Raw genomic sequence first — 25,412 nt, forward strand, 5'->3', positions numbered from 1 at the left:
GGTGAGAGCCGCAGGAGATCCCCATGAAAATCATCGCCACCCAAGAGCACCAAAGCCCGGCCGAAGGCCAGCAGACCATCATCGCCCCGGCCAATGACGCCGATCCCTTCACGCTGGATCTGACCGGCGTGCAGCGCATCGACCTCAACTTTCCCAAGTTCACCGATGGCCGCGCCTTCAGCCAGGCCCGCCTGCTGCGCAAGCGCCTGGGCTTCCAGGGCGAAATCCGCGCCACCGGCGACGTGCTGATCGACCAGCTGGTGCAGATGCAGCGCTGCGGCTTCGACGTGGCCGTGCTGCGCGAAGGCGTGGACATCGCCGACGCCCAGCGCCAGCTCGACCGCTTCCACGGCTTCTACCAGGGCGATGCCGTCCATCCCGAGCCCCACTTCGTCAAGGCGGCCTGACATGGGTGCGCAAAGCTTTCTGTCGCGACAGGCATCGGCCAAGGCCACCGAGGTCAACGGCCGTGCCAGCAGCGGCTTTGCCGACAAGCTGGCCGCCACCGAGGCCCTGCTGCGCGAGGCTGCGGCGCTGGGCGCCGAGGCCGTGACGCAGGCCTCCAGCCTGGGCGCAGAGGATGTGGTGATCACCGACATCATCCACCGCCTGGGCCTGGACATCCCCGTCTTCGTGCTGGACACCGGCGCCCTGCACACCGAGACCCTGGCCCTGCTGGAGCGCACCCAGTCGCTGCCCGGCCTGAGCGTCAAGGTCTACCGGCCGCAGCTCGAATCGGTGATCCACTTCATCCGCGACAACGGCCAGGACGCCATGTACCGCAGCATCGAGCTGCGCAAGGCCTGCTGCGGCGTGCGCAAGATGGAGCCGCTGGCGCGCGCGCTGGCTGGCAAGAGCGCCTGGATCACGGGCCTGCGCCGCGAGCAGTCCAACGCCCGCGCCGACGTGCCCGCCGTGGACCGCAGCGAGGTCGAGACCAAGGGCCTGACCAAGTTCAACCCGCTGACCGACTGGACCCAGGGCGATGTCTGGCACTACATCGCCAGCCATGGTGTGGACTACAACCCGCTGCACGACCAGTTCTATCCCAGCATCGGCTGCGCACCCTGCACGCGCGCGGTCAGTCTTGGCGAGGACTTCCGCGCCGGCCGCTGGTGGTGGGAGGATGAAGCGGCCAAGGAATGCGGCCTGCATGCCAAGAAGTGAAGCCTGCAGGGTTTGACACCGATTTGATTGGAAACCAAGAAATGAATGCCCGTGTGGACACCTCCGTGCTGAGCCATCTCAGCAACCGCCACCTCGACGCCCTCGAAGAGGAAACCATCTTCGTGCTGCGCGAAGTGGCCGCCGCCTTCGAGCGCCCCACCCTGCTGTTTTCGGGCGGCAAGGACTCGCTGGTCATGCTGCGCTGCGCCGAAAAGGCCTTCGGCAAGGGCCGCATCCCCTATCCGCTGCTGATGATCGACACCGGCCACAACTTCCCGGAAGTGACCGACTTCCGCGACCTGCGTGCCAAAGAGCTCGGCGCCGAACTCATCGTGCGCAGCGTCGAGGACTCCATGGCACGCGGCACCGTGCGCCTGGCCCATCCGGGCGAAAGCCGCAACGTCCACCAGTCGGTAACGCTGCTGGAGGCCATCGATGAATTCCGCTTCGACGCCCTGATCGGCGGCGCGCGCCGCGACGAGGAAAAGGCCCGCGCCAAGGAACGCATCTTCAGCCACCGCGACAGCTTCGGCCAATGGCAGCCCAAGGCCCAGCGCCCCGAGCTGTGGACGCTGTTCAACACGCGTCTGGCCCCCGGCGAGCACTTCCGCGTGTTCCCCATCAGCAACTGGACTGAACTCGATGTCTGGCAATACATCGAGCGCGAGCAGATCGCCCTGCCCAGCATCTACTACACGCACAAGCGCGAAGTGGTGGAGCGCCGCGGCCTGCTGGTGCCCGTGACCGAACTCACGCCCCCACGCGACGGCGAGGAAGTCGTGGTGCGCGACGTGCGCTTTCGTACCGTGGGCGACATCACCTGCACCTGCCCCGTGGAAAGCGAAGCCGCCACGGCAGCCGACATCGTGCTCGAAACCCTGGCCGCCGAAGTCAGCGAACGCGGCGCCACGCGCATGGACGACAAGACCAGCGACGCCTCCATGGAAAAGCGCAAGAAGGACGGATATTTCTGATGACCACCGCAAGCATTGCCGCCGACGCAGCCGTCGCGGATTCCACGGCCACCCAGGCCAGCCAGGCCACACAGCAGACCGCCGCCAACGCCTCGGCCTTGCGCTTCATCACCTGCGGCTCCGTCGATGACGGCAAGAGCACGCTGATCGGCCGCCTGCTGGTGGACACGCGCGCCGTGCTGCAGGACCAGCTGGCCGGCGTCACCAAGAGCGGCGAGACCGACCTGGCGCTGCTGACCGACGGCCTGTCGGCCGAGCGCGAGCAGGGCATCACCATCGACGTGGCCTACCGCTACTTCGCCACCGAAAGCCGCAAGTTCATCATCGGCGACGCGCCGGGCCATGAGCAGTACACGCGCAACATGGTCACCGCCGCCAGCAGCGCCGACGCCGCCGTGGTGCTGGTCGATGCCACCAAGCTCGACTGGAAGAACCCGCAGCTCACCCTGCTGCCGCAGACGCGCCGCCACAGCCTGCTGGCCCACCTGCTGCGCGTGCACTCGCTGGTGTTTGCCGTCAACAAGCTCGACGCCGTCGAAGACCCGCAACAGGCCTTCGTCCACATCCGCGGCGCGCTGGAGCGCTTCACGGCCGAGGCCGGCATTGCCTCCGCGGCCACCGTACCTGTGTCTGCCCTCAAGGGCTTCAATGTGGTCAACGCCGAGCCCGGCTGGGCCGGCTACGACGGCCCCAGCCTGCTGCAACTGCTGGAGCAGTTGCCCAACACGCCGACCGACACCGGCCTGGCGCTGGCCTTCCCCGTGCAATGGGTGGAGAAATTCTCGTCCTCGGCCGATACCAGCCAGGGCCGCCGCGTGTTCTGGGGCCGCGTGGCCGCAGGCCGCGCACGCGTGGGCGACGCCGTGCAGATCCTGCCCAGCGGCCAGCAGGCCGTGATTGCCCAGGTGCTGGACCATGCCCGCGTCCCCGGCTCCATCGACGCAGGCCTGTCGGCCGGCATCACGCTGGACCGCGAGGTCGATGTCTCGCGCGGCGACTGGCTCGTCGCAGCCCCTGCGGCTGCAGCGGTCGCTGCCGATGACGACTTCGACGCCCAGGAAGCGCAGCCCGCATGGCCCAGCAAGCGCGAGCTGACCGCCACCGTGGCCTGGATGGACGAGCAGCCGCTGGTCCCCGGCCGCACCTACCTGGCGCTGCACGGCCACCGCTGGATCAAGGTCAAGGCCCGCCGCGTGGTGCACCGCCTGAACATCCACACGCTGGCCCAGGAAGAGGCCACCCAGCTGGAGCCCAACGCCATCGGCCGCGTGGAGCTGCTGCTGCAGGAAAGCATTCCCGCAGCGCCCTTCGCCCAGGCCCGCCAGTTGGGTGCGCTGATCCTTGTGGACACGGCCAGCCACGCTACCGCAGGCGCTGCACTGCTGGATTGAGCAACTGGACAGTCCCGCTTCGCGAGCCGGCACATGCCGGCTCGTGGGCTTTCGGAAAACCGCAGCAGTCCGCGCCAGAATCCTTGCCATGTGCGGGACTGGCTCCTGAAAAATTTTAGAATCCCGGGTTGATACCGACATTCACACTGCCATAAAAGACTCCCATGACTCACGTCGTCACCGAAAACTGCATCAAGTGCAAATACACAGATTGTGTGGATGTCTGCCCCGTGGACTGCTTCCGCGAAGGCCCCAACTTCCTCGTGATCGATCCTGACGAGTGCATCGATTGCGCCGTGTGCATCCCCGAATGCCCGGCCAATGCCATCTTTGCCGAGGAAGACGTCCCCGCCGACCAACTGGCCTTCATCAAGCTCAATGCCGAGCTGTCGCTGGAAAAGGGCTGGAAGAGCATCACCAAGCGCAAGGCCTCGCTGCCCGACGCCGACGACTGGAACGGCAAGCCCGGCAAGCTGGACCAGCTCGAACGCTGAAGCCGCGCAGCCCATGCAAGACACCTCCGGCACGCAACCGATCCAGACCGATGCCCTCGTCATAGGCGCGGGCCCGGCGGGCCTGTTCCAGGTGTTTCAGCTGGGCCTGCAAGGCATTCGCTGCCATGTCGTCGATGCCCTGCCCCATGTGGGCGGGCAGTGCGCGCAGCTGTACGGCGACAAGCCCATCTACGACATTCCCGGCATTCCGGTATGCACGGGCCATGAACTGGTCCAGCTGCTGCAGCGGCAGATCGCGCCCATGGATGCGCAACTGCACCTTTCCCAGCAGGTCGCCCGGCTGCAGCGCATGGACGATGGCCGCTGGCTGGCGCAGACCTCGCAAGGCCTTGAACTGCACGCGCGCAGCGTCTTCATTGCGGCTGGCGTGGGCGCCTTTGTGCCCAAGGCGCTGAAGGTGCCCGGCGTGGAGCTGCTGGCTGCAGGCCAGCTTCACTACCATCCTGCCGATCTGGAAATGGTGCGCGGTCAGACCGCCATCGTCCACGGTGGCGACGAAGAGGCCGTGGCCGCAGCCATTGCCTGCGCCGATAGGGCCCAGGCCACCTACCTGCTCTACCGCCGCGACGCCTTCCAGGCTTCGGCCGCACTGCTGGAGCGCCTGCAGGAGCTGCGCGACAGCGGCGCCATCCGCGTGGTGATCGGCCAGATCACGCAACTGTATGCCGATGCAGGCCAACTGCGCGCCGTGCAGTGGATGGATGGCGAAGGCCAGGAGCACGAACTGGCGGCGCAGCAACTGGTCGTCTGCCTGGGCATCTCCCCCCGCCTGGGCCCGGTCGCCGAATGGGGCCTGGCCATGGAACGCAAGCAGCTGCTGGTGAACCCCGCAACCCAGGCCACCGATGCGCCAGGCATCTATGCGATTGGCGACATCGTCAGCTACCCGGGCAAGCACAAGCTGATCCTGTGCGGCTTCCATGAAGCCACCATGGCGGCCTTTGCCGCCGCCGAGTATCTGCAGGGCGAAAAACCGCTGCTGCAGTACACGACGACCAGCGCACGGCTGCACGCCATCCTTGGCGTTTCCCACCCGCAGGCATGATTCCTCGTGGCCGCCCCCCGGCGGCCCTACAGTTTGGCGCGGCAGTGTCGATAGAGTTGGCAGCGTCCACTCATGCACATCAAGCCTATGGTTGCCACACTCGAAGCCCCTCCCAGCACCGCGATCGCGCCACCGGCCGATCCGCGCAGCTTCACCTTCCAGATGCCGCTGTTTCGCCCCGGCACGCATGTCACGCAAAACGGCAAGGCCGAGAAGGTCAGCCACGTGATACTGCGCCGTCGCGAACTGATGGTCTACCTGGTCGGCCATGAAGACCCCGTCAGGCCTGAACGGCTGAGCATCACGCCTTCGATGTTCACCACACAGAGGCGCCCTGAAGCCCTGAGCTGGATCCTTTGAAAGAAACCGGGCCTGGGCCCGGTCTCATCGATCATCCATCCAGGCTCAGGCCTCGTTGCGCCCGGCCATCTTCTGGCCCAGGCGCACGGGCGCAGCATGCGTCCACTGCCCGTTGAAGCGAAGCCCTGCCGATGCGGGAAACAGCATGACGACGGTGGAGCCCAGCTGGAAGCGCCCCATTTCCTCGCCCTGGCCCAGGACGATGGACTGGTCGTCATAGCGCCAGTCCTGGATGCGTCCGGGACGGGGCGGATTGACGATGCCGTGCCACACCGTTCCCATGCTGCCCACGATGGTGGCGCCCACCAGCACCAGCACCATGGGGCCATGGTCGGTATCGAAAACGCAGACCACGCGCTCGTTGCGCGCAAACAGGCCCGGCACGCCGCGCGCCGTGACCGGGTTGACCGAGAACAGTTCGCCCGGCACATAGATCATGCGCCGCAGCCGGCCGGCACAGGGCATGTGGATGCGGTGGTAGTCGCGCGGGCTCAGGTAAATGGTGGCGAAATGCCCGTTGTCGAACTGCCGCGCCAACTGCGCATCGCCGCCAACCAGCGCCGTGGCGCTGTAGCTGTGTCCCTTGGCCTGGAAGATCTGCTCGCCCTCGATGGCGCCGATCTGGCTGATGGCCCCATCCACCGGACAGACCCAGTCGGCCGAAGCCAGCGGCCGCACACCGGGCTTGAGCGCCCGCGTGAAGAACTCGTTGAAGCTGGCATAGGCCGCAGGATCGGAATCGGCCGCCTCCGACATGTCCACGCCATAGCGTGCAATGAAGCGGCGGATGACTGCCGTGGTCAGGTCGCCAGCACGCGCCTGGGCCAGGCGCCCCATGACGGCAGTCAGCGCCTGCTTGGGCAAAAGATACTGGGAGAGAACGGCAAGTCGATCAGACATCGAGGTTTTGCTATGAAAGTAATAGAAGTTGTGGGCGGATTCTAGCCAACCCACACCCCTCGCCCTCCACTCCTCCCGCCGCTTTCAGCACTTGTCATACCCGCCTTGAAGCCACGCGCACGATTTCCGGAGGCCGCGGATGAAACGCAGATGACAAAAGGCAGCACCGTTCCAGCAAAAATCCAACCTGTGTTTTGCGTGCGACGGCCGCATTGGGCCGCGCACGCGCAGGAATGCAACGCTGTAGAATTGGGAGGTTTAGCTGTTGCCGGGCTTTGCCTTTGCGACACCATTGTGACCTGGCCTTCCGTTCGGTCTGCGCCTCTTGCGCAGAACATCCACTGCTTTTTCAGCCTCGGCCCACGTACCCCATGTTCTGTGGGCCAGGCAAGGCCTTCGTGGTTCCGACAAGTGAGTGCCGCAACCGACCCAGACCTGAGAGATTGAACACATGGCCAAAGAAGAACTGATTGAAATGCAGGGTTCCGTCACGGAAGTCCTGCCTGACTCTCGCTTTCGTGTGACGCTGGAAAACGGACACCAGCTGATCGCCTACACCGGCGGCAAGATGCGCAAGCACCACATCCGCATCCTGGCTGGCGACAAGGTGTCGCTGGAGATGTCGCCCTACGACCTGACCAAGGGCCGCATCACCTTCCGTCACCTGGCCAACCGCGGCCCGGGACCTGGCTCGCGTTGAGCAAAAAATTCGCCCATTGCGAAAATACCCATTTTTTTGACGCTACAATAGCGTTTTAGTCGGAGCGTAGCGCAGCCTGGTAGCGCATCTGCTTTGGGAGCAGAGGGTCGCGAGTTCGAATCCCGCCGCTCCGACCAATGAATCAAGGGGTTAGCTCGAAAGGGCTAACCCCTTTCTTCTAACCAAATTCAGGGTCTTCTAACCAGAAGGCGCAAAAAAGACAAAGCCCCCTCGGCGCCGTAATGGCAGCCGAGGGGGCTTTTTTGCGTTTTGAAGCGCCTACATCCGTCCCGGGAAAAATCAACATCGCCAAGTGTGGGCCGGCGCTCTACCCTTCGGCCTTCAGTTCCGCCAGCTGCTCGGCTGGTAGCAGCGCCTCCTCCTCTGGTTTCTCAGCTCCGCTCCTCAGCACGCCCAGCGGCGGCAGCTTGATCAGTGCGTCGGCCTGGTCCGGCGTGCCGTGCAGCCAAGCATCCCAGTCCGGCTCCTCAAGCATCACCACGCCGCGCTTTTCCTTGCCGGGCCTGTGCATCATCGACAGCACCGGGTGCCCGTCCGCCGGCTGGGTGATCATCGTGTAGTTCGGCACGACCTCGCCAGTCGCCGGATCCACCCACTCCGAATACAGGCCGGCCAAGGCCGCAGGCTCCCCATCGGCCCGGCGGAACGACCACCAGACATTGCGGCTGCCCAGGCCCCAGTACGGTTCCACCCAGCTCTCCACTGGAATCAAGCAGCGCTGTCCGGCGCGCCAGGCAGGGGCATAGGTCCATGACTTTGCTACGGTCTCGCGCCGGGCGTTGTTCGTTGACATGGGCTTACCGTCGGCGGTCATGGGCCGGCGAGTCTTGGATGAGCGCGGAATCATCCCCCACTGCCCCACCTCCAGCACGCCGCCTGCAGCAATGTACGGCCCCAGGGCCAGCGGCGTGACGTGCGGCTTCCACCATGGCAGTGGCGCCTGCCGGCCGACCCGCCACATGCGCTCAACTTCGATCTCACGCGGGGTGTTATATCGATTGCACATAAGTGGATGCTAACTTTTCTCGCTCTGCCAGATAACTGTATATTTATACAGTCATGAAAGTCAAAGTCACCATCCTCCGCGAGGCAGGCGCGCGCAGCTATCACCGCGGCCCGCTGCAGTACATCAAGGGCGAGCTGGACCTGCTGCACGCACCCGTGCCTGGCGAGAAGCGGACCGTTCCCGTGCTGCGCATCCTCGGAGACGACGGCAAGAACCAACTGTTCGAGCCGCGGCTGATCTACGCGTGCGCGGGCAAGATGAAGTTCAGCGGTTTGGAGCACTGTGACCGCGCATGGCACGCGCAGGAGTGGTCCTGCGAGTTCGACTACTGATGGAGTTCGGCATGCTCAAGTACGAAGAATTTCCGACGCTGCTCACCTACCCGAAATGGCTGGATTGGCCAACACAGCAGGTGCTGCCAGGGCTGCCTGAGGACTATCGCATCGAGCAAATCCACAGCGATTGGTTCGTCGTTTGGGGGCCGGGAGACGACCGTGTGTACAGCGGCTGTGGCCCGGTCTCCGTTGACCGGTCGCCGGCCCCTTTCTGAAAGCTCACCATGCAAAACCAAAGCCAGATCGAACGCGGCGTAATCGCCAAAGTGCGCGGCGAAGAGATGTCGGCAGCTCAGCGCCTGCTGCCCCCTCCCGAGCGTGGGCAGCCGCAGTACATAACCAGTGACATTGACACCCTGCTTGCAGGCCGAGTGCGCATCACTTTTGAACTGCAGCGCTATTCGCACGGCCGCAATCATTTCTGGCACTGGTGTGGTCGTGGAGCCGTGCAACTGGAGCAACCCGCTGGCTGAGCTACATGGACTCGCTCATGTGGGGTGGCCAGCCCACGGCGCCAGGCTGGTACGCCTGTGTCGTGGACTACGGCCACCTGCCCTTCCCTACTGCGCGGCGATGGAGCGGAGCACTCTGGGACGATGAGCGCGGCATCCGCGCGTTCGACGGGCCGCACCCTACTGCGGCTGATGCGCTGGATTGGGCCATGGAGATCTGCCCGGAGGGCTGATTGGCAGAGTAAGCCTGCATACAATGCTGGTTCATATACATATGGAAACAATCATGCTCTTCACCCGAACTCTCGCGGTTGCAGCTATAGCGCTCAGCGCAGGCGCATCGCACGCATGGACCCTCGTGTACGCAAATGACGCTGCCGGCAATGCGACTGCTGGCTCGCTGCAGTCGTTGAGAACAGCAGTGACCAATGGCGCATCTGTCAAAGTCGTGTCGGATGACGCCGGGAAACATGCTTGGTCGGTGCAATGTGCCGTAGCAGCAGTGAAATACGATGCTTCACAAGCGGTGGTATGTGCGAACAATCCCGTTCTAGCCGCCGATAACTCCATTGGGGCGCAATTTTCCAACGTGTCCAGCCCTCCACAAAGCGTGAGCACCATGATCAACACCCGGGGGCAGTTCTCTCAGGCGCAGATCCGACTGAGCGACGGTTCTCTGATAGGCAAGACTCTCATTAACGTCCCGATGCAATGGTTCGTTGACTAATAACTCAGCCTACCGCTTGATCGGCCGCGTGCACGCCATCAGCGCGGACAGCAGCCGCACCTCGCAGCCCTCGGGGCGGCAGGGTATCGGCTCTCGACTGCCGCATGCGACCCTGAGCAGTTCTTCAGGAAAGACCTGCAAAGCGGCCATTTGATGGCATACGAAGCATGTGTTGCATGAACCAACTCCGTGCACAGGCTATAGTTCTTGCGTTTGAAACGAATTCGCTCACGAACCTGCTCAGACCGAAAGTGCCAGATATGACCTGTGGCTCGTTGCGGTCAGCATTAAGTAATAAATTAAGGAAGATTTATGGCAGATCCAATAACAGCGGTTGGTCTTGGTGCAGTGGTTGCATACCTAGGCAAGGACGGTTTAGAGAAACTCCTAGGTCCCACAGCGGATTACCTAGGCAACGGGCTAAAGGACTTCACTCAAAAGCGAGCTGAAGCCGTTGGTCGAATCTTTGCGTCGGCGCAGGGGAAGTTGGGTGCCAAGGCTGACACTCCAGGCGAGGTGCCTCCAAAGGTACTCAAAAACGTAATAAATGAAGGTTCGTACGCGAATGATCCACTTGCCGTTGAATATTTTGGTGGCATTCTAGCTTCCGCCCGTACTGAGGGCGGTCGGGATGACAGAGGCGCAAGGCTGGCGAAGATCGTTGATTCAATGTCTACATATCAGCTACGTGCCCACTTTCTTATTTACGCGACTGTGCGACGCCTTTTCATGAGCAAGGAACTGCCCTTCAATGTGGAAACTCGTCCGAAGATGCAATTCTTCGTAAGCCATGAAGATTTTGCGACTTCCATGGCATTCGACGAAAGTGAGCGGCAACAGTTCTCCCAGTTATTGAGCCATATCTTCTTTGGCTTGCACAGGGACAACCTCATCGGAGAACAGTTTCAGTACGGCCCGAAGGAACACATGGCCCAGCTTTTTACTGCGGCACCCGATGGAGGGATCGTTTGTCAACCTTCGGCGCACGGCGCGGAGCTTTTCCTGTCCGCGTTCGGGATGGCCGATAGACCCCTAAACGAAATTTTTTCGAACGATTTACCAGAGCTTCCAATCGATGTGCCCAATGGCTTTTTGACCGCAGTGCCCACGAAGGAATAAAAGACCAATAGACACATATGTTCTCGAGGCACGCTTCCGCGCGCTTCTGGGGCCCTCACGTTCAAGTTGAACGGCCGCTTGTCTTTCTCGCCACTGGCGGCAATTGTCCGAGAGCGGTCCACTACCGCACGCGCAACAGAAACAAAAACCGTTCAGCGCGAGACGGTCGGCCATGCATCCCACATCAGCGCGGCGTCAGCGGCGCCGTGCACGCCATCAGCGCGGCGAGCACTCGGACCCTACCGCGCCGCCTCCATCATTGCGCTGCCGGTGTCGTAGGCGTGCTCGCAGGCGCCGCCTCGGCCACGGGCATCGTCAGCAATGCGCGCCAGCGCTCCCGCTCGCTCGTCAGCGCGGCGCTGCAACTCGGCGAGCAGATCGAGGGCTGCGGTGTCTGGCGCGCACTGTCCGGCAGTGTTGCGAGCCTGGGCGGCGGCACGGTGGGCGGTGATGTAGGTGGCGAGGTCGCCGCGCAGCCGGCCAGCAGCAGCGCGAGCAGCGTCAGCGTCAGCTGCGAAGCGCGCCAAGTCCTGCCGGGCCTGGGTGTCGATGTTGTGCATGTCGTCACGGTTCTTGTCCTCCAGCTTGCGGTATTTCTCAGATGCTTGGCGCGCGGCTGTGGCCGACGCCTCGCGCTCGCCGGCCAGTTCGGCGCGGGCCAGGGCCGCATCGCGCTCAGCGCCCAACCGTGCCATGGCCTGCCAGGCCAGCAGAGCCGCGAGCAGCAGGGCCAGCGCCTGCCACGCATAGGCCTTGAGACCGGCGATCATGGCGCCGCCTTTGCCGCGACCAGGGCTGCGCTGAAATGCCCGTCCCTGCCCCACTGCGCGCACAACTCGCGGGTGGCATCGCGGCGATCAACAAGACCAGGCAGCCGCGTGGGCACGCCGTTCACGGTGCCATAGACCCATCGAGGCATCTGCAGGCATGCAGCATCGAGTTGCCCGGCGTTCGCCAGCCGCACGACCGTTGTGTCAGGAGCAAGCGCCGAGGGCACGTTGTAGGCCATGTCGATAAAGCTGGCCTGCACCCACACGTTGTATGTGTCCCAGTGCCGCAGCGCGCGACGCGCCTGGCGCTCGGCCTCGCGGTATTTGGGACGCTCCAGGCGCTCGCAGTCCTCGGGACTGTAGTAGCGCCCCGCCACAACTTCGGGGCCTGTGACGCCCGCGCAGACGGTCAGCGGCTGCCCCTTGCCCAGGCGGTCGATGTAGGGCGTGCCGATGTGCCGGCCGCTGCTTTCGTAGTGCAGCCCGATCTCGCGGGCCAGCGTCACAGCGGGGCTGGGCCCGACCTCCTGCGTGGCGACATAGCCGCCGGCAGCGGCGGCTGCCAAGCCCGCTGCCGAGGCCAGGAGTCGATTGCGAAGTGTCTCGTTCATCGGCCACCTCCGCCCACCATCAAAGCCTTCCAGAACGCGATACCGGCCGTGCCAAGCATCACGATGTAGGTGATGGGTTTGGCCGCCCTGCCGATCCACTGGAGTACGCGGAAAGCGCCCTGCGCGGCCTTGAACACCTCCAACATCTCCGCCGTGTTGGCGCGGACCATCTCCGTGGCCTCGGTGTTGACACGCAGCTCTGCTTCAATGCGCGTCATTCGCACATCGCCCTCATCGAGCCGGGCATTGATGTTGCGCGCCGTGTGAGGGTTTATTGCATTTCCGAAATCGTCTTGCATTGATCCTCCTACAGCGATACGGCGAGCGCAAAGGCCTCGTCGAGCGAATCCGGCGTGCCGCCCAGCTGCGCCCACAGGGCCGACAGAAACGGGTTGTGCCGCTCCCAGGTGTCGGCCTCGTACTCGATCTGGGCCCCGCGCTTGTCGCTCCCCTCGGGCATCGCGGCAATGGCCGCCTCGGCTGTATCGAGCAGGCCCAGCATGAGCAGTGCGAGCCGGCCCTGGCGACGCGAGCAGGAGTGCGGCGCCTCGGCTGGCAGCTCCGGCTCGGCAGGCGCAGGCGGCGGCGGTGAGTAGCCCTCTGCAGTCCAGGCCCAGCCAATGCCCACACCGGCTGCAACGGGTTCGATGCGGTCCCACATGTCGCGGATGCCATCGACAAACTCCGCATCAGCAACGATGCAGCGCACGACAACTCCGTCCTTGATAAGTGCGTACTCCATCGTCCTTACTCCCACCAGTAAATGCGGCAGAAGCCGGAGCCACCCGCGCCGCCGCTGTTTGCCGCTCCAGCCTGCGTGCCGGCGCCGCCACCCCCGCCACCAGAGTTGGCGCGCCCTGCCCCTCCAGCACCGCCGCCGACTGGCCCGCCATCGCCTCCTCCGTGGCACCCACGACCTGGGCGCGCTGATCCCGTGCCGCCTCCCCCACCACCGCCGCCGAATCCCTCCAGACCGGCACCACCATCGCCACTCCTGACGTTTGCGCCGTTGGCGTCGGAACCATAGCCACCGGAGGAGCCATACGAGGCGGAGCCTCCAGCCGCCAGATTGGCCGGAGAGCTTGTTGAATAGTTTGTGAAGTCCTGACCGGGCGCACCAGCGCCGCCGCCGCCACCCGCACAGACCCGCGAACCACCTCCTCCGCTGGCTCCAGCCCCACCGATATTTGTGGAGCCGTTGCCAACGGCGCCCGCACCGCCCCCAGCAGCGGTCAGCAGCGACCCGATGCTGGACGGGCTGCCAGCGGTGCCAGACGCGCCGCCGCCGCCAATGGTCACGGTCTGCGCAGTGGTAATCGTCAGCGGCTGGATGCGAACCGCACCACCACCTCCTCCACCGCCGCCCGCACCGGAGCTTGCCGTCGAGCCACCACCCCCGCCACCCCCGCCGACCAACACCACAACACACGGCCCGCCATTGGCCTGCAGGATCGCCGATGGCGTGAAGGTGCCGGAGGTTTGGAAGTCCTGGTAGCGCAGCCTGCCGCCGCCGCCACCACCGAAAAATTCAGAGAAAAAGCTCATGCGGCCTCCATAAATCCATCTGTCTCATTAACCTTGCGGCACACAGCAGAGTCGTTCGGGCTGAGCAGCTGCATCACCCCGGGCGTGCGTCCCTTGACCTTGTTCGTCAGCCAGTCCACATACGCGGTCGCAATGCCACGCGACATGCCGAAGCCGATTGCCTGGCCAGCGCTGAAATTCGTGGGAATGGTGAGCGTGATGCCCGCAGTGGCCAGCACGTAATGCACCCCAGGCACAGCCGTAGCGGATGCAGTCAGAACCTGCGTGGTCATTGAATCGGCCGCGCCAGGGGCAGCAACACCAATGACCCAATCGGCCTTCGCCACCGTCCCGCTGTACATGTCAACGCCAATGACCAGCGCGCCCGTGGTCAGGTTGTAGCTCTGCACGTAGCCGCTCATCTGGGTTGCTGGGTCACTGGTGGACGTGGCCACAACATACATGCCGGTCACAAACGAGCGGCTGGCCTCGATGGTGAAGGTCTTGGCCCCAGCGCCCGGCGTCACGCTCGTCGTGCTGCTTCCCTTGATCTGCTGAGTGGCGAACACGGCCGCTTGGTCACGGTAGGCCTGAGAAGCGTCGCGCGCTGACTCCGCCCCAGTCTTCGCGGTATTCGCCGCCGTGGCAGACCCCGCCGCCTCTGTGGCACTGCCAGCGGCTGCCGTCGCAGATCCTGAGGCCGACGTGGCCGAGCCTGCAGCATTGCCTTCCGACGTGGATGCAGCAGTTGCAGAGCCGGCCGAAGCCGCAGCGCTAGCGGCTGCTTCGCCGGCCTTTGCCACGGAGGTGCCCGCAGCGGCTTGGGCTTGGTCGCGAAGATCTGTCGATGCCATTGCCCACTCGTACGAAGCAGTCGCGTTAATCTCGCTGGACCTGCCGATCTCCCAAATGCGCAGCGACACGGAGGGCATTGCAGTGCCATATGCGTAAGCTTCCTGGTTGAAAGCAGCGCTACCCAGCGCTGGATATATCGGCACTGTCGGAGCCGCTGGGGTTGGAACAATAGACGTCATACGTTTCCTTTGATTTGCAGATCGACCTGCGCCGAAGTCCAATCTGTCGAGCGCACAGCGCCCGTTACCTTGCCAACGGTGGCCAGGTGCCCATAGCGAGGCAGCTGATCAACCTCGATAGCGACTGCTTTGCCCAGGATCTGGTCCAGCAGCGCTTTGGCCGCCGGCGCCTGGTCAGCGTCGATGACGCAACTCAAATTGATGTTGGTGGCCTTGCGCCCTTCGACCTCGGTATAGGTGCCGTCCTTGCGCTCATCAAGGTAGGAGTAATCGCGAGTGCTGGCTTCGACGCCAAACTGCGTGCCCCCCATGTCTGTACGGCCCGGGAACAGCAGGCGCTTCCAATTGCCGACGCTGATGTAGCCCACGGCGGCAATAGCCTGCGCACTGCTGCGCGCGACAGTGATGCTTATCTCCAGATCTGGATGGATGGGCAGATCCTTGAGCGTGAAATACGTCCCCCGCTGCAGATCGCCGAAGAGGTATTCCCACTCACCGAAGGCCTGCTGCCACAGCTCCACATGGACAGGCTCGATCAGGTCTACACCCGCAGCCCGCACGGTGATGTCGAGCATGTCAGCCTCAAGCCCATAGATCGCAAGGCCGTTGATGAAACCGGGCTTGAGAACGAACGTGAAAGAACCAGGCCGGCGGGTTTTCGTGAAGAGGTACTTGTCGAAAGGCGCCATGCGATTGCTCGGCGCACCCTCATCGCGCTCCCAGAACGACGCGGCATTGGTTGTGCCTGGCTCATAGGTGTTTGCCGGCGCACCAGACACAGCCCCCACACACTCGTAGGTTGACCCTTTCCAGACACGCCGAGCCCCCACAACGGCATCGACGCCACTGACCCAGGCCTGCTCGCCCATGACGGTATCGACTTCGGGCACGGTGGTGCCGGGGCCGAACATCTCGGCCACAATGGTTTTTGGCAGAAGAATGTTCATGCCGTCACCTTCCCTGCTGCAGGTGCGCTCACGCGCAGGCGCTGGCCGCCACCACTGACCTGGTCGAACTGCTCGACCAGTTGCGGTGCACCGGCCGTGTTACGCGCCGTCTGGGCGGATGACTGCCGCAGCTCCGACAGCTCAGCGCGCATGGCCCTGATCTCCGCCAACAGCGCTTGCGTCAGCTCATCGCTGCCAGAGCTGGTCGCGGCATACACGCCAAGCCTGCCGCCGACATTGGCCAAAGGCAGGATGCCTTCCGGCCCAGCCTCACCCATCAGGCCCATGTCAAAGACGGTGGGCCGCGATACCACGCCGCTGGAAAAAGCTGCCCCTGTGGCAAACACTGGCCCCTTCCAGTCATCCCCGCGAATCAGCTTGTGCCAATACACCTCGTCCGGCGTCAAGTGCGCCACGCTGCCGTCCGGATAGGTCAGCGTGCCCGCATCAGGATCGAAGACTGGCGTGCCTACGGTACTGGGACCACCACCGCCCAATTGAGCGCCACCGCTGCCACCACCGCCAGCAGCCGGCTGATCGGGCTTGGCCGGATTCAAGAAAGCCATGAGCTTGTTGAAATGCTCGTCCACCGTGCCAGTGAGCGCCGCAGTGCCGTTGACCAGGTCATCAGCTCGCTTGGCCAGCGTATCCAGGGATTGGAGCTGGGACTGCAGCGCCTTGAGCGAGCGCTCCTCCACGCTCAACTGGATCTCGCCCAGGTCACCCAGCTCGGAGAACTTGCCAGCCCACACCAGCGCATCGCGGCGGCGCTCGAAGTCCGTGGCATACACACCCGACGCCAAGCCAGCACGGGTGGCTTGCACGGCCCCGCCGATATCGGTGTATTCGGAGAGCTTGCGCCCCGCCCTCACCCCATCCAGAGCCTGCTCGATGTAGACCATCCCGCGGACTGCCGCGAGCTGGGCCGTTGAATCGACGGTGCCATACAGCTCCTGAGCAGCGCCCTTGAGAACGTCCACCGACGAGGCGATGGCGTTGATGGTCTCCTGGACCACGGATACGCGCTGCTGCAGTTCCTCCCGGTCGCGGTCCACCGCACGCCGGAACATGTCATAGGCAGCAGCCTGCGCGGCCTTCTCGTCCTCGATGGCCCAGATGCGCTCCTGCAGCGCCCGATTGCTGGGGTCCAGCGCAGCCAGCTCACGCTTGCGCAACTCGGCAGTGTTGCCCTGCAGTTCCAGCAGTCTGCGCTCCAGATCCGTGCGCTGGTCCAGGCGCGCGATCTCCTCGCGCAGGGCCTGGTTGTAGTCCCATGCAGCCTTCTCCGCTTCGCTCATGCCTTCGGTGGCCAGCTTGCGCAGGGCCTCGCGGTACTTGTCGGTTTGACCCGTGGCGCGCAGATACTCGGCTTCCAACTGCCGGCGCTCATTCTTGAGCGTGTCCAGCACCTGGCCAGCGGCATCGGCCACGGCGCCGAATTCCTTGGCCAGCGGGATGAGCTTGGCCAGCAGCTCCACGTCGCCGGCCGCCATGGCGTCCTCGATGAGCTTGCGAAACTTGGCCTTGGCGTCCTGGCCCATGCGTGGATCGATGTCGATCTTGAGATCCTTCAGCGCCTTGTCCACGGCCTTGGCCGCGTTCTCGATGCGCTCCCGCTCTGAATAGAAGCTCGTGTAGAAAGCATCCATGCCAGTGATCAGGTCCTGGATGCCGCCCGCACTCTTGATGAGCTTGGCAATGGCTTCGTCACCCAACTTGCCGAAATTGGTGATGTTGCGGGTCCAGCCCTCGATGGCCGCGCCCGTCAGCTCCACGGTCTGCATTGCAGCGTTGAAGCTCTCCAGCGTGATCTCCTCGCCCATGTCATCGAAGACATTGCGCATCCAGCTGGGGATATCAGCCTTTTTCAACTGCTCGATCAGGGCACCGCCCATGTCCGCAATGAACTGGGCATAGGCCTTGGTGGGGTCCGTGCCAAGCGCACCATCGCGCTTGGTATAGCTGTTCAGGACCTCGCCGGTCACCTTGTCGATCAGCTTGAAGTAGCCGTAGGAATCCTCGTCGTCGTACTTGGGATTCGACGCAAAGCCCGCGACGATATCGATCTGCTTGGCGCTGTCACCGGCATATCGCGCGAGACGCTTATAGACATCGGACAGCGAATCCACGGTCTTGCCAAGTTGCTTCTCAAGATCAGCGTTATGGCGCTTGGTCAGGTCGTCATACCAGTCACCGCCCGCACGATCGAACAGCATCTCGGCAGCCTTGTCATTGCCCGCACCCGTTGTGCTGTAGGCCGCGCCAACGTGGTTGGCACCGCGCGAACCAAACAATCCGCCCTTGAGCAGCGAGAAAATGGCGATGGCACCCGCAATCCAGGGCATCGCAGCGCCAATGCCAGACATCAGCGAGCCGAAGCTGCTGCCGACACCGGCCCAGCTGCCATTGCCTGCGATCAAGGCACCGAGGGCATCACCGCCAACCATGCCAACGGCATTGGCACCAGCAAGGCTGGCAGCCGAGGCGCCCGGCAGGAAGCCCCACATTGCCTGGGCACCTGCACCCAGCGCGCCGAGGTTGTTGAGCATGCCCATGCCTGCACCACCACTCTGGCCAGCAGCAGCGGGGGCGCCAAACAAACTGCCCAGGGCACCGCCAGCGATCTGGACCGTGGCCTGGATCAACGGCTTGAACACCAGCGTGCGCGCCAGATTCTTCAGGTATTGACCGAATGATTGACCGCCCTGCATCAACTGGTCAGCCAGGCTCTGCCCGATCTGGTCCACACCCTTCTGCCACTCCGAGGTGCTGGCCTTTGCCGCGTCGGCTGAGGCTTCGCGCGAAGCCTTCACCGAGGTCAGACCCAGGCGCTCGCGCAGCAGCTCGATTTCCTGCTGGAGCAGCGCGTGCTCCATGGTCATGGTGCCGGTGAGCGCGGCCGAGCGCTCCATCTCGGCCAGCTGCTGCTCCTTGCTCAGGATGATGGCCATCTGCCGCTGCTCGATGACCACGCGCTGCTGCTCGGCGCTCAGCCCGATCAGCTCGATCTCGTCGCGCAGCGCTTGGTTGCTGGCCGTCAGCTCCTCGACTGTCTTGCCCTGTGTGGTCATCCACTCCTGGCGGTACTTGCGTTCCTCCTCGGCCAGCTTCAGGGCCTTCTGCCGGGCCTCGTTTTCCTTCTCCAGCGTCTTGAGGGTCTTGAGCTTGGCTTCGATGTTGGCGCGCTCTCCCGCATTGAGCCCCTTGAGCGAGCCCAGCAGATCCTGCGAATACTTGATGCGCAGCTTGTCGGCTTCGCCCAGCTTCTCCCCGCCGGAGATCTCCAGGCGCTGGGAGGCAATCTTTTCCTCGATGGAATCGACCAGGTTGCCATAGGCCGTGTGCAGCTGCTTGGCCGAGCTGGCACGGGCCTTGGACGATTCGTCCTCCTTGTAGTTTTCCTTGGCCAGCTTGCTGACCAGGTCCACATACGTCGCCTCTGTGATGCGGCCGGCCTGGCGCAGCTCGTTGAGTTTTTGCAGCTGCGGCAGGTAGTCCTTGTTGACGCCGTAGAGCTTCTGGCGGATCTCCAGCAGAGCCTGCTCCGCGTCCGCATCCTCCTGGGCCTTCTTCGCGGCAGCCTCTGCAGCGGTGGGCGGATTGATGGAGCCACGCCCGCCGCCAGCGCCCTTGCTGCTGGCGTTGAGCATGTCCAGCTCGGCCCGCAGCTTGGCGATCTGGTCCTTGCGCGCCTCGATGGTCTTGGCGATGTTGTCCGCGCCAGCCGTGCGGCCACCCGCCACGGCGCGCGCCATGGCCGCCTCGGACCGCTCGTTCTCGACGCGCAAGGTGGCAATCGCGTCCTCGATGCCCGCAGCTGTCTTGGCGTACATATTGACTGCCGCCACGCCAGCACCAGCCACCACTCCAACACCCAGCAGCGCAAGCGTCACCGGATTCGCGGCCAGCACAGCCGCCAGCGTGACGATGGCGCCCTTGACCACACCGATGGCCCCGCCCACGGCCACCAGGCCCGCCGCTGCAGCCGCGCCGCCAGCAGCACCCAGGAAGGTCATCACCACACCCTGGTGGTTCTCGACCATCTTGCCCAGCCCATCGATGGCGTCCGTGACCAGGCGCACGCCGCCGGCAGCCTTCTCCGAAAAACCCGTGCTCTCGTTGATGGTGCGGAACAGTTCGTCCCAGGAGTCACCCAGGGCAGCAATGGCGCCGTCCAGGGTCTTGGCACGCTGCTCCATGGCGCCGCCGAAGGCGGTGTTTCCGATGTTCTCCAGGTAGTCGGTGATGTCCTTGGCCGAGTTCTTCACCCGGGTCGTGACGCCCTGGAAGGTGAACGCCACCATGTCGCCCTGCTTGGACGCCTTGATGCCGAATTCCTTGAGGCGCTCGAATTCGCCCGTGGCCGCATCCGCCACGGCCTCGATCATCTGCATGAGGCTCTTGCCCATGCCGGCCGCCGTGTTGCCGAAGCTGGTGAGCTTGGCCTGGGTGGGATCAAGGCCCATGGCCTTCATCTTCACGAAAGCCTCGGTAGCCTGGGCCAGCCCATAGGGCGTGTCCTTGGCAAAGGTCTTGATCCAGGCCATCTCCCGGCCAGCGGCCTGGGCACTGCCCGTGACCGTGACCAGCGAGCTGTTGAGCACGTCGAATTCGCGCTGCACCGATACCAGCTTGCCGACGAACGCCGTGACGGACACGCCGGCAAACACTCCACCGAGCAGCGTGCCCAGACGCCCCAGCGAGCCGGCCATGCCATCGACCATGCCCGTGACGGTGCGCTTGGACTTCTCGACCTCGGCCTGCAGCTGAGAGCTGTCGCCCGTGATCAGGAACCGCAGGTAGTTGATGTTGCTGGAGCCGATCATGCAGCCCCCTGCAGGTCACTTCGGCGCGCGCCGGAACGAGCGCAGCATGTCGCCCAGGCCGCTGGACACGCGCTCGCGCCGCTCCTCCGCTTGCTCGGGCGACTCATCGACACTACCTGGCCGTGGGGCGCCAGGGTCCTTTGCTGCGTCAACGGCGTCCAGGCAAATGCGGGAAAGTGCACACAGCGCTTTGCCCTCCCACGGGCTGAGCCGCACGCCGTGGATGGACTGCCAAGCAACCAACTGTTCATAGCCAATGGGCATGCTGCCCATGGCCGATTTGATGAAGGGCCCCAGGTCGAAGAACACTTCGAGGAGATAGCCGGCCGGGCCAGGGTCGGGCAAGTCAGGCTCACGGCCTTCTGCCATGATTTCCTCGATGCGTGTGATCCTGGGTTCATCATCTTGCTGCTGGGTCTTTTTTCCGTTCTTGGGCTTGAGCGGGGCGTTGAGCCACGCCCATGTGCGCACGTAGAGGCTCAGTCCTTCGGCGCACTCTTGGAAAAATTTGCCCAGTCCGCCGCAAAGGCGTTGACCTGGTCAGCTACCCAGCCGGCAGCGGGGTCCGCATACAGAGCCTGCATCCCTTCGCGCACAGGGCGTCCTTCCAGGTCCAGGCCTTCGACGGAATGCGTGATGTCCGCCAGCAGCGCTGCGGTGTCGGCAGTGCGCTCCTCGGGCGTGCGCTCTTCCAGCGCGCGGCGGTTCTTCTTGACCAGCGCCATGACGCGGCGCTGGGCGCCCAGCTGGGCCTTGCGGTAGGGCTCCGAACCGGGGCCGTACACATGGATCAGCACGGGCTGCTCCACAGCCCCAGCGCCTTTGGCGGGGTCCTTGAAGTACAGGAGTTCGCCGGCAGCATCCTTCAGATGCAGGGCAGCGGTGTCGGCAACGCGGAGTTGGGAAAGTTTGAGCATGGTGGTGGCGATGAAAGAAAGACAGAGGGGCATGCCACCCGGCCGCAGCCGGGCAAGGCAGCGGCGAATTACTCGGGGATGAAGCTGGCCTGCACGGCCACGTTGGCGAGCACGTTGGCATCGGAGCGCGGGTTGTCCGTGCTGTTATCGCTCCACTCCTCGAACTTGAAGCCGGCCGCGGCCTGCGCGAACACGGGCTTGCCCGTGGCGCCCTGCAGCACGGTCTGGCCTGCGACGCCCACGATGGAACCATTGGCGCCTGCCGTGTAGGCAAGGGTGAACGAGATGGCCGGCACTTCGATGATGTCGTTGTCGATTTCCAGCTGTGCCGTGTGCGCCGTGATGGAATCGACGCTGCCCACGTTGAGCTTGAAGCTCATGCACTGCGCCGTGAAGTAGTGGCTCGAACCGTCCTGCAGCCGGATGCAGTAGCTGTAGCTGTCGTCGGACACGGAGGCGGCCTTCAGCAGAACCTGGCCCTCGTCGTTCATGTCGCGGGCCATGGGCACGGACAGGCTGCCATCATTGAAGCTGCCTTTGCGCTTGACGATGCGGCGGGTTGCCAGGGGCGAATGCGTGGCCTGGTTGTATTCCCGGCCCAGTTCGGCCAGGTCGGTGATCTCTGCGATCTCTTTGAAGGCCAGGGCCTGGAAGCCGGCAGCATCGTAGGATGCTGGCCGGGCGGCGCAGATCAGCAGCTTGCTGCCGGCCGAGGTACGAACGTTTTGGACTGCCATGGTCGTTTCCTTTCAGGGATGGGATGCCGGGCCGCGCGGGGCGCCCTCGGCGGTGAGGTATCGGCACAGCCACATGCCGCGCACGATGTAGATGGGCTGGGTAGCGGCGTCGTCCCACTGCCCCCGGATGCCGCGCAGGCGCGGTGGGGCGATCAGCAGGCCGTGCAGCACGCCATCAGCAGCAGGCCCCATGCGCTCCTCGATCTGCGCATGCAGCTCCATGGCCTGCTCGCGCGCCTGGTCGCCCGTGGCGATGCTGGTGACATCGACCAGGAATTCCCGGTGCAGCGTGGCCAGGCCACCGCGCCCACCCGAGAGGGGTTCGATGCCCTCATCTGCCGCGCTGATATCAATGGCTGGCAGGGCACTTACCGGATATGCGTTGCGACCTTCGATGCGGACCTTGTCGCCAGCCAGGGTGGCCGCGAGGACAAGATCCACGCGCCAGGCGGCCAGGATCTGCTGTTGCATGTGCTGCGCCATGTCAGGCCTCCTCCAGCTGCAGCAGCACCCAGCCGGACTCGTCGGGCTGGGGCGGCTCGGCGATCCTGTAGGTGACCTGGTCGATCTCGATGGGCTCGTCCTGGGCGATGCCAGGCACCATGTCTGCGGGCAGCCGGCAGGCCAGGACATAGGCGCCCACCATGCCCAAGGCCTCGCGCGGGCCGCGCCGCAGGATGACGCCGAAGGGCTCGCCGCCCTGCCAGACGGCCACCGCATTGGCGTGGTGCCGCTGCTGGGCTGAGCGCACGCGCCCTGCCCGCTCGGCGCCTGGGATGAGGAGGAACGTCATGCCAGTACCCGCTCCGCTCAGGCCGCGACGGTGCCGATGACGCCGGGCAGGCAGACGGCGCCCTGCGTGGCCGCGCTGTCGGCCGCCTCGAAGGCGAACGCCGCCCCAGTCACGTCGCCAGCCGTGGCCGCGCCGCCAACGGCGAATACGCCGGTTTCGACATCCCAGCGCAGGGGCTGGCCCTGCGTCCACGCGGTGCCTGCAGCCTTGGGCAGGACAAAGACGCCCACGCGCTCGGCGTTGTAGGGCTCGCCGACCTGGGCCGGGCCATTGGCCACGGCGAGGATGGCACCGATGGCCACGGGCTGGCCAGCAGCCACTGAGGCGGCAGCTGCCAGGACCTCGATGACGTGGCCGCGCTGTTGGTAGTTTTTCATGGGTTGGACTCCTGAAAGCGTGTGAGTGGATGGCGGCGCGCTCAGGCGCCGTTGCTCTTGGCCAGGCCGTGCCAGTCCAGGCTCTTGGCCGCAAAGTCCAGGCTGGCGCGCAGCTTCACGCCGTCCACGTCTTCGCTGGAGAAGGTCTCGGTGCGCAGACCCTCGTAGCCGTCCACGTAGGCGTACTCGACGGTGTCGATCTGGCCGGCGCGGGCCGCCAGGTAGAACGCGGTGCTGGACACGTCATCCAGCAGCGGCTCCACGATGGGCTCCAGCGCCGTGCGGCCGCCCGTGCGGAACTCGTTGATGTCGCCGGACTTGGTGGGCTGGTAGTTCGGGCTGGTGAACTGGTAGGCCAGGGTCTCCAGGTCGGAGGGGACCAGCAGGTAGGCCGGAGCGATGTTCAGCGCCTCCTCGTCCCGGCCCTTTTGCTTGCGCATCAGCGTGCGCAGGCTGGACAGTGCTTCCAGCGAGAACTTGGCGCCTGCGCCGGTCAGCAGGTTCTTGTGCTCGGCACCGAACAGAGGTTCTCCATCCGACATGACCGGGTTCCCCAGGATCTGTCCATAGACCAGGCGGTTTTCAAGGCTCCGCGCTGCGGCGGCAAATTTGGTCCCTGTGCGTGTCAGGGAGTCCAGATCGTCATTGACGATCATCTGGCGGGTGATGGCCAGCGAGCGGCCGAACGTGAAGGCGCGGTAGCCCGTGACATCCTCGGAAAGGCTGCCGTAGGTGTACTCGCCGTGCTCGTTGAGCTTCTTGAGTTCGACATCACCGCCCACGCCGATAGCCTGGCGGATGCGGAAGTCCGGCAGGTTGGAGGCACGGCGCGCCCACAGTTGGTAGGTGCTGGGCGCCTCGTCATAGGCCGCACGCAGCACGCGCTGGCCCACGCCACCGAGCAGCGCAGGAAAGTCGCCCGTGCCCAACATGCCGGAGCGCACGCGCAGCGCCACGTTGACGATCTCGGCGCGACTCATGCCGCGTGTCTTCTGGCCCAGGCCTTCGGCCACCTCGCGCGCCATCTCCACCAGCGACAGCGAGCGGTACTGGCGGCCGTTGTCGTCCAGCTGCGCGCCAGGGTCCAGGCGGTGCATGAGCGCGTTTTCGATGCCGCGCATGCGGGTTTCGTGCTCGTCGCCCACGGTGCGGATGGTGGTTGTGGGTCCGCTGGCGTTGGCCTGGCTGCGCTGGTCCAGCGCCGTCAGCACGGCGGCGCGAGCCTGGTCCATGGTGGACTGGTTGCGCAGCAGTTCGGTCTGCAGATCGGCCAGGTTGTGGCGCTGGCACAGCGCAACGATGTCGGCGGCGCGCTGGCCGTCGAAAACTGCGGCGGGCGCGTGCTGCTGGCCACCCTCGGCTTGACGGTTCTGCGGGTTCTGCGCGACGTTGGCGGCCGGAGTGGTGTTGGCGGTCTGGCCGCCTTCACCGGCTTGGTTTGCTTGGGGCATACGTTGGTGCTCCTGGGTGGTGGGTTGGGCGGCTGCCCGTTGAAAGAACTCGCACGGCATGCCGCCCTGGGGCGCTGCACCGGACGGGGCCTGGGAAGTGGGTGCGCTGCGCGTGCCGGCGTTGGGGTCGGCAGGCACAGTGACGAAAGAGATTTCCTGCGGAGTCCAGGCGACTGCGCGGTAGAGATCGACGTTGATGCCGTCCGTGCGGTCCTGGGCGCGGGTGATTTCGTAGCGCTGGACGCTGTAGCCGAAGCTGATGGCGCGGATGATCCCGGCGCGGATGTCGGCCACGATGCCGGCCAGCTCGGGACGCTGGCTCAGCCGGATCACGGCCCGGCCTTCACCACCTTCGATCCAGCCGCGCTCGGCAATGCCGAGGATGGCAGCCACGCCGCCATAGGCGCGGTGACCGTCCAGCACCTGGACAGTGCCGGCGTCAAAACGGGCCATGTCCACGGCTTCGGGGGTGATCTGCAGGTCCTCGTCGTAGGGACGGTCGTTCCACCAGTCATAGCGGCGCACCATGGCGCCCGTGGTCCAGACCACCTCGACCGTACCGTCGGCCTCGTTGTAGGTGTCGGGAACCAGGCTTGCGGCGCGCGTCTGCACCGGCAAATCGTGGATCTGGGGCGCGGAAGATTGGGCGTTGGCTTGTGGCATGGCGCTCAGTTTTCCGGTTTGACTGTCTCAAATCCCGGAAAACTGAGACG

Annotated in this window: 31 protein-coding genes and 1 tRNA gene; 15 read left to right on the forward strand and 17 right to left on the reverse strand. The window is 64.6% G+C overall.

Annotation, left to right across the window (positions count from 1 at the left end):
- The first annotated feature begins 23 nt into the window (after window positions 1-23).
- The 7 genes from BO996_RS21475 (at window position 24) to BO996_RS21505 (ending at window position 5,452) form a co-directional block, all read left to right on the forward strand.
- Window positions 24-407, forward strand: coding sequence for a DUF934 domain-containing protein (locus BO996_RS21475; protein WP_013801648.1), 384 nt, complete (start codon window positions 24-26; stop codon window positions 405-407).
- A gap of 1 nt (window position 408) precedes the next feature.
- Complete coding sequence (locus BO996_RS21480; protein ID WP_013801647.1) at window positions 409-1,167, forward strand: phosphoadenylyl-sulfate reductase; 759 nt, start codon at window positions 409-411, stop codon at window positions 1,165-1,167.
- Window positions 1,168-1,208: 41 nt separating this feature from the next.
- Complete coding sequence (gene cysD / locus BO996_RS21485; RefSeq protein ID WP_013801646.1) at window positions 1,209-2,141, forward strand: sulfate adenylyltransferase subunit CysD; 933 nt, start codon at window positions 1,209-1,211, stop codon at window positions 2,139-2,141.
- Complete coding sequence (locus BO996_RS21490; protein WP_071956363.1) at window positions 2,141-3,532, forward strand: sulfate adenylyltransferase subunit 1; 1,392 nt, start codon at window positions 2,141-2,143, stop codon at window positions 3,530-3,532. The genes cysD and BO996_RS21490 overlap by 1 nt, the downstream gene beginning before the upstream one ends.
- 164 nt (window positions 3,533-3,696) lie before the next feature.
- Entirely contained in the window at window positions 3,697-4,026 is a 330-nt protein-coding gene (gene fdxA, locus BO996_RS21495; protein ID WP_012206456.1) for a ferredoxin FdxA, read from the forward strand.
- A 13-nt stretch (window positions 4,027-4,039) separates the two neighbouring features.
- Window positions 4,040-5,092, forward strand: coding sequence for an NAD(P)/FAD-dependent oxidoreductase (locus BO996_RS21500; protein WP_071956364.1), 1,053 nt, complete (start codon window positions 4,040-4,042; stop codon window positions 5,090-5,092).
- An 87-nt stretch (window positions 5,093-5,179) separates the two neighbouring features.
- Window positions 5,180-5,452, forward strand: coding sequence for a hypothetical protein (locus BO996_RS21505; protein ID WP_224986237.1), 273 nt, complete (start codon window positions 5,180-5,182; stop codon window positions 5,450-5,452).
- Between the two features lie 45 nt (window positions 5,453-5,497).
- Here the strand turns inward: BO996_RS21505 and asd are convergent, their stop codons facing one another.
- Window positions 5,498-6,352: an archaetidylserine decarboxylase gene (gene asd / locus BO996_RS21510; protein WP_012206459.1), complete on the reverse strand. Its 855-nt coding sequence runs from the start codon at window positions 6,350-6,352 to the stop codon at window positions 5,498-5,500.
- Between the two features lie 451 nt (window positions 6,353-6,803).
- Between asd and infA the strand changes: the two genes are divergently transcribed.
- Together infA and BO996_RS21520 are read left to right on the forward strand one after the other, a co-directional pair.
- A complete protein-coding gene (gene infA / locus BO996_RS21515; RefSeq protein ID WP_012206460.1) occupies window positions 6,804-7,052 on the forward strand; it encodes a translation initiation factor IF-1 in 249 nt (82 codons plus the stop codon).
- Window positions 7,053-7,112: 60 nt separating this feature from the next.
- Window positions 7,113-7,189, forward strand: a tRNA-Pro gene (locus BO996_RS21520).
- A 191-nt stretch (window positions 7,190-7,380) separates the two neighbouring features.
- On the opposite strand, the gene BO996_RS21525 is transcribed toward BO996_RS21520, so the two are convergent.
- A complete protein-coding gene (locus BO996_RS21525; protein WP_071956365.1) occupies window positions 7,381-8,079 on the reverse strand; it encodes an SOS response-associated peptidase in 699 nt (232 codons plus the stop codon).
- A gap of 53 nt (window positions 8,080-8,132) precedes the next feature.
- Between BO996_RS21525 and BO996_RS21530 the strand changes: the two genes are divergently transcribed.
- The 6 genes from BO996_RS21530 (at window position 8,133) to BO996_RS29305 (ending at window position 10,712) form a co-directional block, all read left to right on the forward strand.
- Window positions 8,133-8,411: a hypothetical protein gene (locus tag BO996_RS21530; RefSeq protein ID WP_013802143.1), complete on the forward strand. Its 279-nt coding sequence runs from the start codon at window positions 8,133-8,135 to the stop codon at window positions 8,409-8,411.
- An 11-nt stretch (window positions 8,412-8,422) separates the two neighbouring features.
- Window positions 8,423-8,629, forward strand: a complete 207-nt coding sequence (locus tag BO996_RS21535; protein ID WP_225970989.1) for a hypothetical protein — start codon at window positions 8,423-8,425, stop codon at window positions 8,627-8,629.
- 9 nt (window positions 8,630-8,638) lie between these two features.
- The gene (locus tag BO996_RS21540; protein ID WP_071956366.1) at window positions 8,639-8,887 is read left to right on the forward strand and encodes a hypothetical protein; all 249 of its coding nucleotides are present in this window, start codon (window positions 8,639-8,641) and stop codon (window positions 8,885-8,887) included.
- 5 nt (window positions 8,888-8,892) lie between these two features.
- Window positions 8,893-9,099, forward strand: coding sequence for a hypothetical protein (locus tag BO996_RS21545; RefSeq protein WP_071956367.1), 207 nt, complete (start codon window positions 8,893-8,895; stop codon window positions 9,097-9,099).
- 53 nt (window positions 9,100-9,152) lie between these two features.
- The gene (locus tag BO996_RS29300; protein ID WP_156897998.1) at window positions 9,153-9,593 is read left to right on the forward strand and encodes a hypothetical protein; all 441 of its coding nucleotides are present in this window, start codon (window positions 9,153-9,155) and stop codon (window positions 9,591-9,593) included.
- Between the two features lie 312 nt (window positions 9,594-9,905).
- Window positions 9,906-10,712, forward strand: coding sequence for a hypothetical protein (locus tag BO996_RS29305; protein WP_156897999.1), 807 nt, complete (start codon window positions 9,906-9,908; stop codon window positions 10,710-10,712).
- 239 nt (window positions 10,713-10,951) lie between these two features.
- Here the strand turns inward: BO996_RS29305 and BO996_RS21555 are convergent, their stop codons facing one another.
- From BO996_RS21555 to BO996_RS21625, 15 genes are all read right to left on the reverse strand, one after another.
- The gene (locus BO996_RS21555; RefSeq protein ID WP_071956369.1) at window positions 10,952-11,482 is read right to left on the reverse strand and encodes a DUF2514 family protein; all 531 of its coding nucleotides are present in this window, start codon (window positions 11,480-11,482) and stop codon (window positions 10,952-10,954) included.
- Entirely contained in the window at window positions 11,479-12,093 is a 615-nt protein-coding gene (locus tag BO996_RS21560; RefSeq protein ID WP_071956370.1) for a lysozyme, read from the reverse strand. The genes BO996_RS21555 and BO996_RS21560 overlap by 4 nt, the downstream gene beginning before the upstream one ends.
- Complete coding sequence (locus BO996_RS21565) at window positions 12,090-12,392, reverse strand: hypothetical protein (protein WP_071956371.1); 303 nt, start codon at window positions 12,390-12,392, stop codon at window positions 12,090-12,092. Before BO996_RS21565 ends, BO996_RS21560 begins: the two co-directional genes overlap by 4 nt.
- An 8-nt stretch (window positions 12,393-12,400) precedes the next feature.
- Window positions 12,401-12,835 (reverse strand): hypothetical protein, encoded by a 435-nt coding sequence (locus tag BO996_RS29850; RefSeq protein WP_232240400.1) that lies wholly within the window; start codon window positions 12,833-12,835, stop codon window positions 12,401-12,403.
- Window positions 12,836-12,840: 5 nt separating this feature from the next.
- Window positions 12,841-13,638: a glycine-rich domain-containing protein gene (locus BO996_RS29975; RefSeq protein WP_071956373.1), complete on the reverse strand. Its 798-nt coding sequence runs from the start codon at window positions 13,636-13,638 to the stop codon at window positions 12,841-12,843.
- A complete protein-coding gene (locus BO996_RS29860) occupies window positions 13,635-14,186 on the reverse strand; it encodes a hypothetical protein (protein WP_232240401.1) in 552 nt (183 codons plus the stop codon). Before BO996_RS29860 ends, BO996_RS29975 begins: the two co-directional genes overlap by 4 nt.
- Before the next feature lie 461 nt (window positions 14,187-14,647).
- A complete protein-coding gene (locus tag BO996_RS21585; RefSeq protein WP_071956375.1) occupies window positions 14,648-15,598 on the reverse strand; it encodes a hypothetical protein in 951 nt (316 codons plus the stop codon).
- Window positions 15,595-20,424 carry a tape measure protein gene (locus BO996_RS21590; protein WP_071956376.1) on the reverse strand — a complete coding sequence of 1,610 codons (4,830 nt, stop codon included), beginning with the start codon at window positions 20,422-20,424 and terminating at the stop codon, window positions 15,595-15,597. The genes BO996_RS21585 and BO996_RS21590 overlap by 4 nt, the downstream gene beginning before the upstream one ends.
- A gap of 15 nt (window positions 20,425-20,439) precedes the next feature.
- Window positions 20,440-20,895: a hypothetical protein gene (locus BO996_RS21595; protein WP_071956377.1), complete on the reverse strand. Its 456-nt coding sequence runs from the start codon at window positions 20,893-20,895 to the stop codon at window positions 20,440-20,442.
- Window positions 20,896-20,903: 8 nt separating this feature from the next.
- Entirely contained in the window at window positions 20,904-21,341 is a 438-nt protein-coding gene (locus BO996_RS21600; RefSeq protein ID WP_232240402.1) for a hypothetical protein, read from the reverse strand.
- Between the two features lie 68 nt (window positions 21,342-21,409).
- Entirely contained in the window at window positions 21,410-22,078 is a 669-nt protein-coding gene (locus tag BO996_RS21605) for an InlB B-repeat-containing protein (protein WP_071956379.1), read from the reverse strand.
- Between the two features lie 12 nt (window positions 22,079-22,090).
- Window positions 22,091-22,561, reverse strand: coding sequence for a hypothetical protein (locus BO996_RS21610; protein ID WP_071956380.1), 471 nt, complete (start codon window positions 22,559-22,561; stop codon window positions 22,091-22,093).
- Between the two features lies 1 nt (window position 22,562).
- Window positions 22,563-22,871: a head-tail joining protein gene (locus BO996_RS21615; RefSeq protein ID WP_071956381.1), complete on the reverse strand. Its 309-nt coding sequence runs from the start codon at window positions 22,869-22,871 to the stop codon at window positions 22,563-22,565.
- A gap of 17 nt (window positions 22,872-22,888) precedes the next feature.
- Window positions 22,889-23,248, reverse strand: coding sequence for a DUF2190 family protein (locus BO996_RS21620; RefSeq protein WP_071956382.1), 360 nt, complete (start codon window positions 23,246-23,248; stop codon window positions 22,889-22,891).
- Window positions 23,249-23,289: 41 nt separating this feature from the next.
- Window positions 23,290-25,362: a prohead protease/major capsid protein fusion protein gene (locus tag BO996_RS21625; protein WP_071956383.1), complete on the reverse strand. Its 2,073-nt coding sequence runs from the start codon at window positions 25,360-25,362 to the stop codon at window positions 23,290-23,292.
- Between the last annotated feature and the right edge of the window lie 50 nt (window positions 25,363-25,412).

Origin of the sequence: Delftia sp. HK171 (genome assembly GCF_001886655.1) — a bacterium.
Taxonomy (GTDB): domain Bacteria; phylum Pseudomonadota; class Gammaproteobacteria; order Burkholderiales; family Burkholderiaceae_C; genus Comamonas; species Comamonas acidovorans.

Excerpts from the sequence above, each read along its gene's own strand:
- BO996_RS21475 (WP_013801648.1), top strand. The coding sequence starts at position 24 with ATGAAAATCATCGCCACCCAAGAGCACCAAAGCCCGGCCGAAGGCCAG.
- BO996_RS21480 (WP_013801647.1), top strand. The coding sequence starts at position 409 with ATGGGTGCGCAAAGCTTTCTGTCGCGACAGGCATCGGCCAAGGCCACC.
- cysD (WP_013801646.1), top strand. The coding sequence starts at position 1,209 with ATGAATGCCCGTGTGGACACCTCCGTGCTGAGCCATCTCAGCAACCGC.
- BO996_RS21490 (WP_071956363.1), top strand. The coding sequence starts at position 2,141 with ATGACCACCGCAAGCATTGCCGCCGACGCAGCCGTCGCGGATTCCACG.
- fdxA (WP_012206456.1), top strand. The coding sequence starts at position 3,697 with ATGACTCACGTCGTCACCGAAAACTGCATCAAGTGCAAATACACAGAT.
- BO996_RS21500 (WP_071956364.1), top strand. The coding sequence starts at position 4,040 with ATGCAAGACACCTCCGGCACGCAACCGATCCAGACCGATGCCCTCGTC.
- BO996_RS21505 (WP_224986237.1), top strand. The coding sequence starts at position 5,180 with ATGGTTGCCACACTCGAAGCCCCTCCCAGCACCGCGATCGCGCCACCG.
- asd (WP_012206459.1), bottom strand. The coding sequence starts at position 6,352 with ATGTCTGATCGACTTGCCGTTCTCTCCCAGTATCTTTTGCCCAAGCAG.
- infA (WP_012206460.1), top strand. The coding sequence starts at position 6,804 with ATGGCCAAAGAAGAACTGATTGAAATGCAGGGTTCCGTCACGGAAGTC.
- BO996_RS21525 (WP_071956365.1), bottom strand. The coding sequence starts at position 8,079 with ATGTGCAATCGATATAACACCCCGCGTGAGATCGAAGTTGAGCGCATG.
- BO996_RS21530 (WP_013802143.1), top strand. The coding sequence starts at position 8,133 with ATGAAAGTCAAAGTCACCATCCTCCGCGAGGCAGGCGCGCGCAGCTAT.
- BO996_RS21535 (WP_225970989.1), top strand. The coding sequence starts at position 8,423 with ATGCTCAAGTACGAAGAATTTCCGACGCTGCTCACCTACCCGAAATGG.
- BO996_RS21540 (WP_071956366.1), top strand. The coding sequence starts at position 8,639 with ATGCAAAACCAAAGCCAGATCGAACGCGGCGTAATCGCCAAAGTGCGC.
- BO996_RS21545 (WP_071956367.1), top strand. The coding sequence starts at position 8,893 with ATGGACTCGCTCATGTGGGGTGGCCAGCCCACGGCGCCAGGCTGGTAC.
- BO996_RS29300 (WP_156897998.1), top strand. The coding sequence starts at position 9,153 with ATGCTCTTCACCCGAACTCTCGCGGTTGCAGCTATAGCGCTCAGCGCA.
- BO996_RS29305 (WP_156897999.1), top strand. The coding sequence starts at position 9,906 with ATGGCAGATCCAATAACAGCGGTTGGTCTTGGTGCAGTGGTTGCATAC.
- BO996_RS21555 (WP_071956369.1), bottom strand. The coding sequence starts at position 11,482 with ATGATCGCCGGTCTCAAGGCCTATGCGTGGCAGGCGCTGGCCCTGCTG.
- BO996_RS21560 (WP_071956370.1), bottom strand. The coding sequence starts at position 12,093 with ATGAACGAGACACTTCGCAATCGACTCCTGGCCTCGGCAGCGGGCTTG.
- BO996_RS21565 (WP_071956371.1), bottom strand. The coding sequence starts at position 12,392 with ATGCAAGACGATTTCGGAAATGCAATAAACCCTCACACGGCGCGCAAC.
- BO996_RS29850 (WP_232240400.1), bottom strand. The coding sequence starts at position 12,835 with ATGGAGTACGCACTTATCAAGGACGGAGTTGTCGTGCGCTGCATCGTT.
- BO996_RS29975 (WP_071956373.1), bottom strand. The coding sequence starts at position 13,638 with ATGAGCTTTTTCTCTGAATTTTTCGGTGGTGGCGGCGGCGGCAGGCTG.
- BO996_RS21585 (WP_071956375.1), bottom strand. The coding sequence starts at position 15,598 with ATGAACATTCTTCTGCCAAAAACCATTGTGGCCGAGATGTTCGGCCCC.
- BO996_RS21590 (WP_071956376.1), bottom strand. The coding sequence starts at position 20,424 with ATGATCGGCTCCAGCAACATCAACTACCTGCGGTTCCTGATCACGGGC.
- BO996_RS21600 (WP_232240402.1), bottom strand. The coding sequence starts at position 21,341 with ATGCTCAAACTTTCCCAACTCCGCGTTGCCGACACCGCTGCCCTGCAT.
- BO996_RS21605 (WP_071956379.1), bottom strand. The coding sequence starts at position 22,078 with ATGGCAGTCCAAAACGTTCGTACCTCGGCCGGCAGCAAGCTGCTGATC.
- BO996_RS21610 (WP_071956380.1), bottom strand. The coding sequence starts at position 22,561 with ATGGCGCAGCACATGCAACAGCAGATCCTGGCCGCCTGGCGCGTGGAT.
- BO996_RS21615 (WP_071956381.1), bottom strand. The coding sequence starts at position 22,871 with ATGACGTTCCTCCTCATCCCAGGCGCCGAGCGGGCAGGGCGCGTGCGC.
- BO996_RS21620 (WP_071956382.1), bottom strand. The coding sequence starts at position 23,248 with ATGAAAAACTACCAACAGCGCGGCCACGTCATCGAGGTCCTGGCAGCT.
- BO996_RS21625 (WP_071956383.1), bottom strand. The coding sequence starts at position 25,362 with ATGCCACAAGCCAACGCCCAATCTTCCGCGCCCCAGATCCACGATTTG.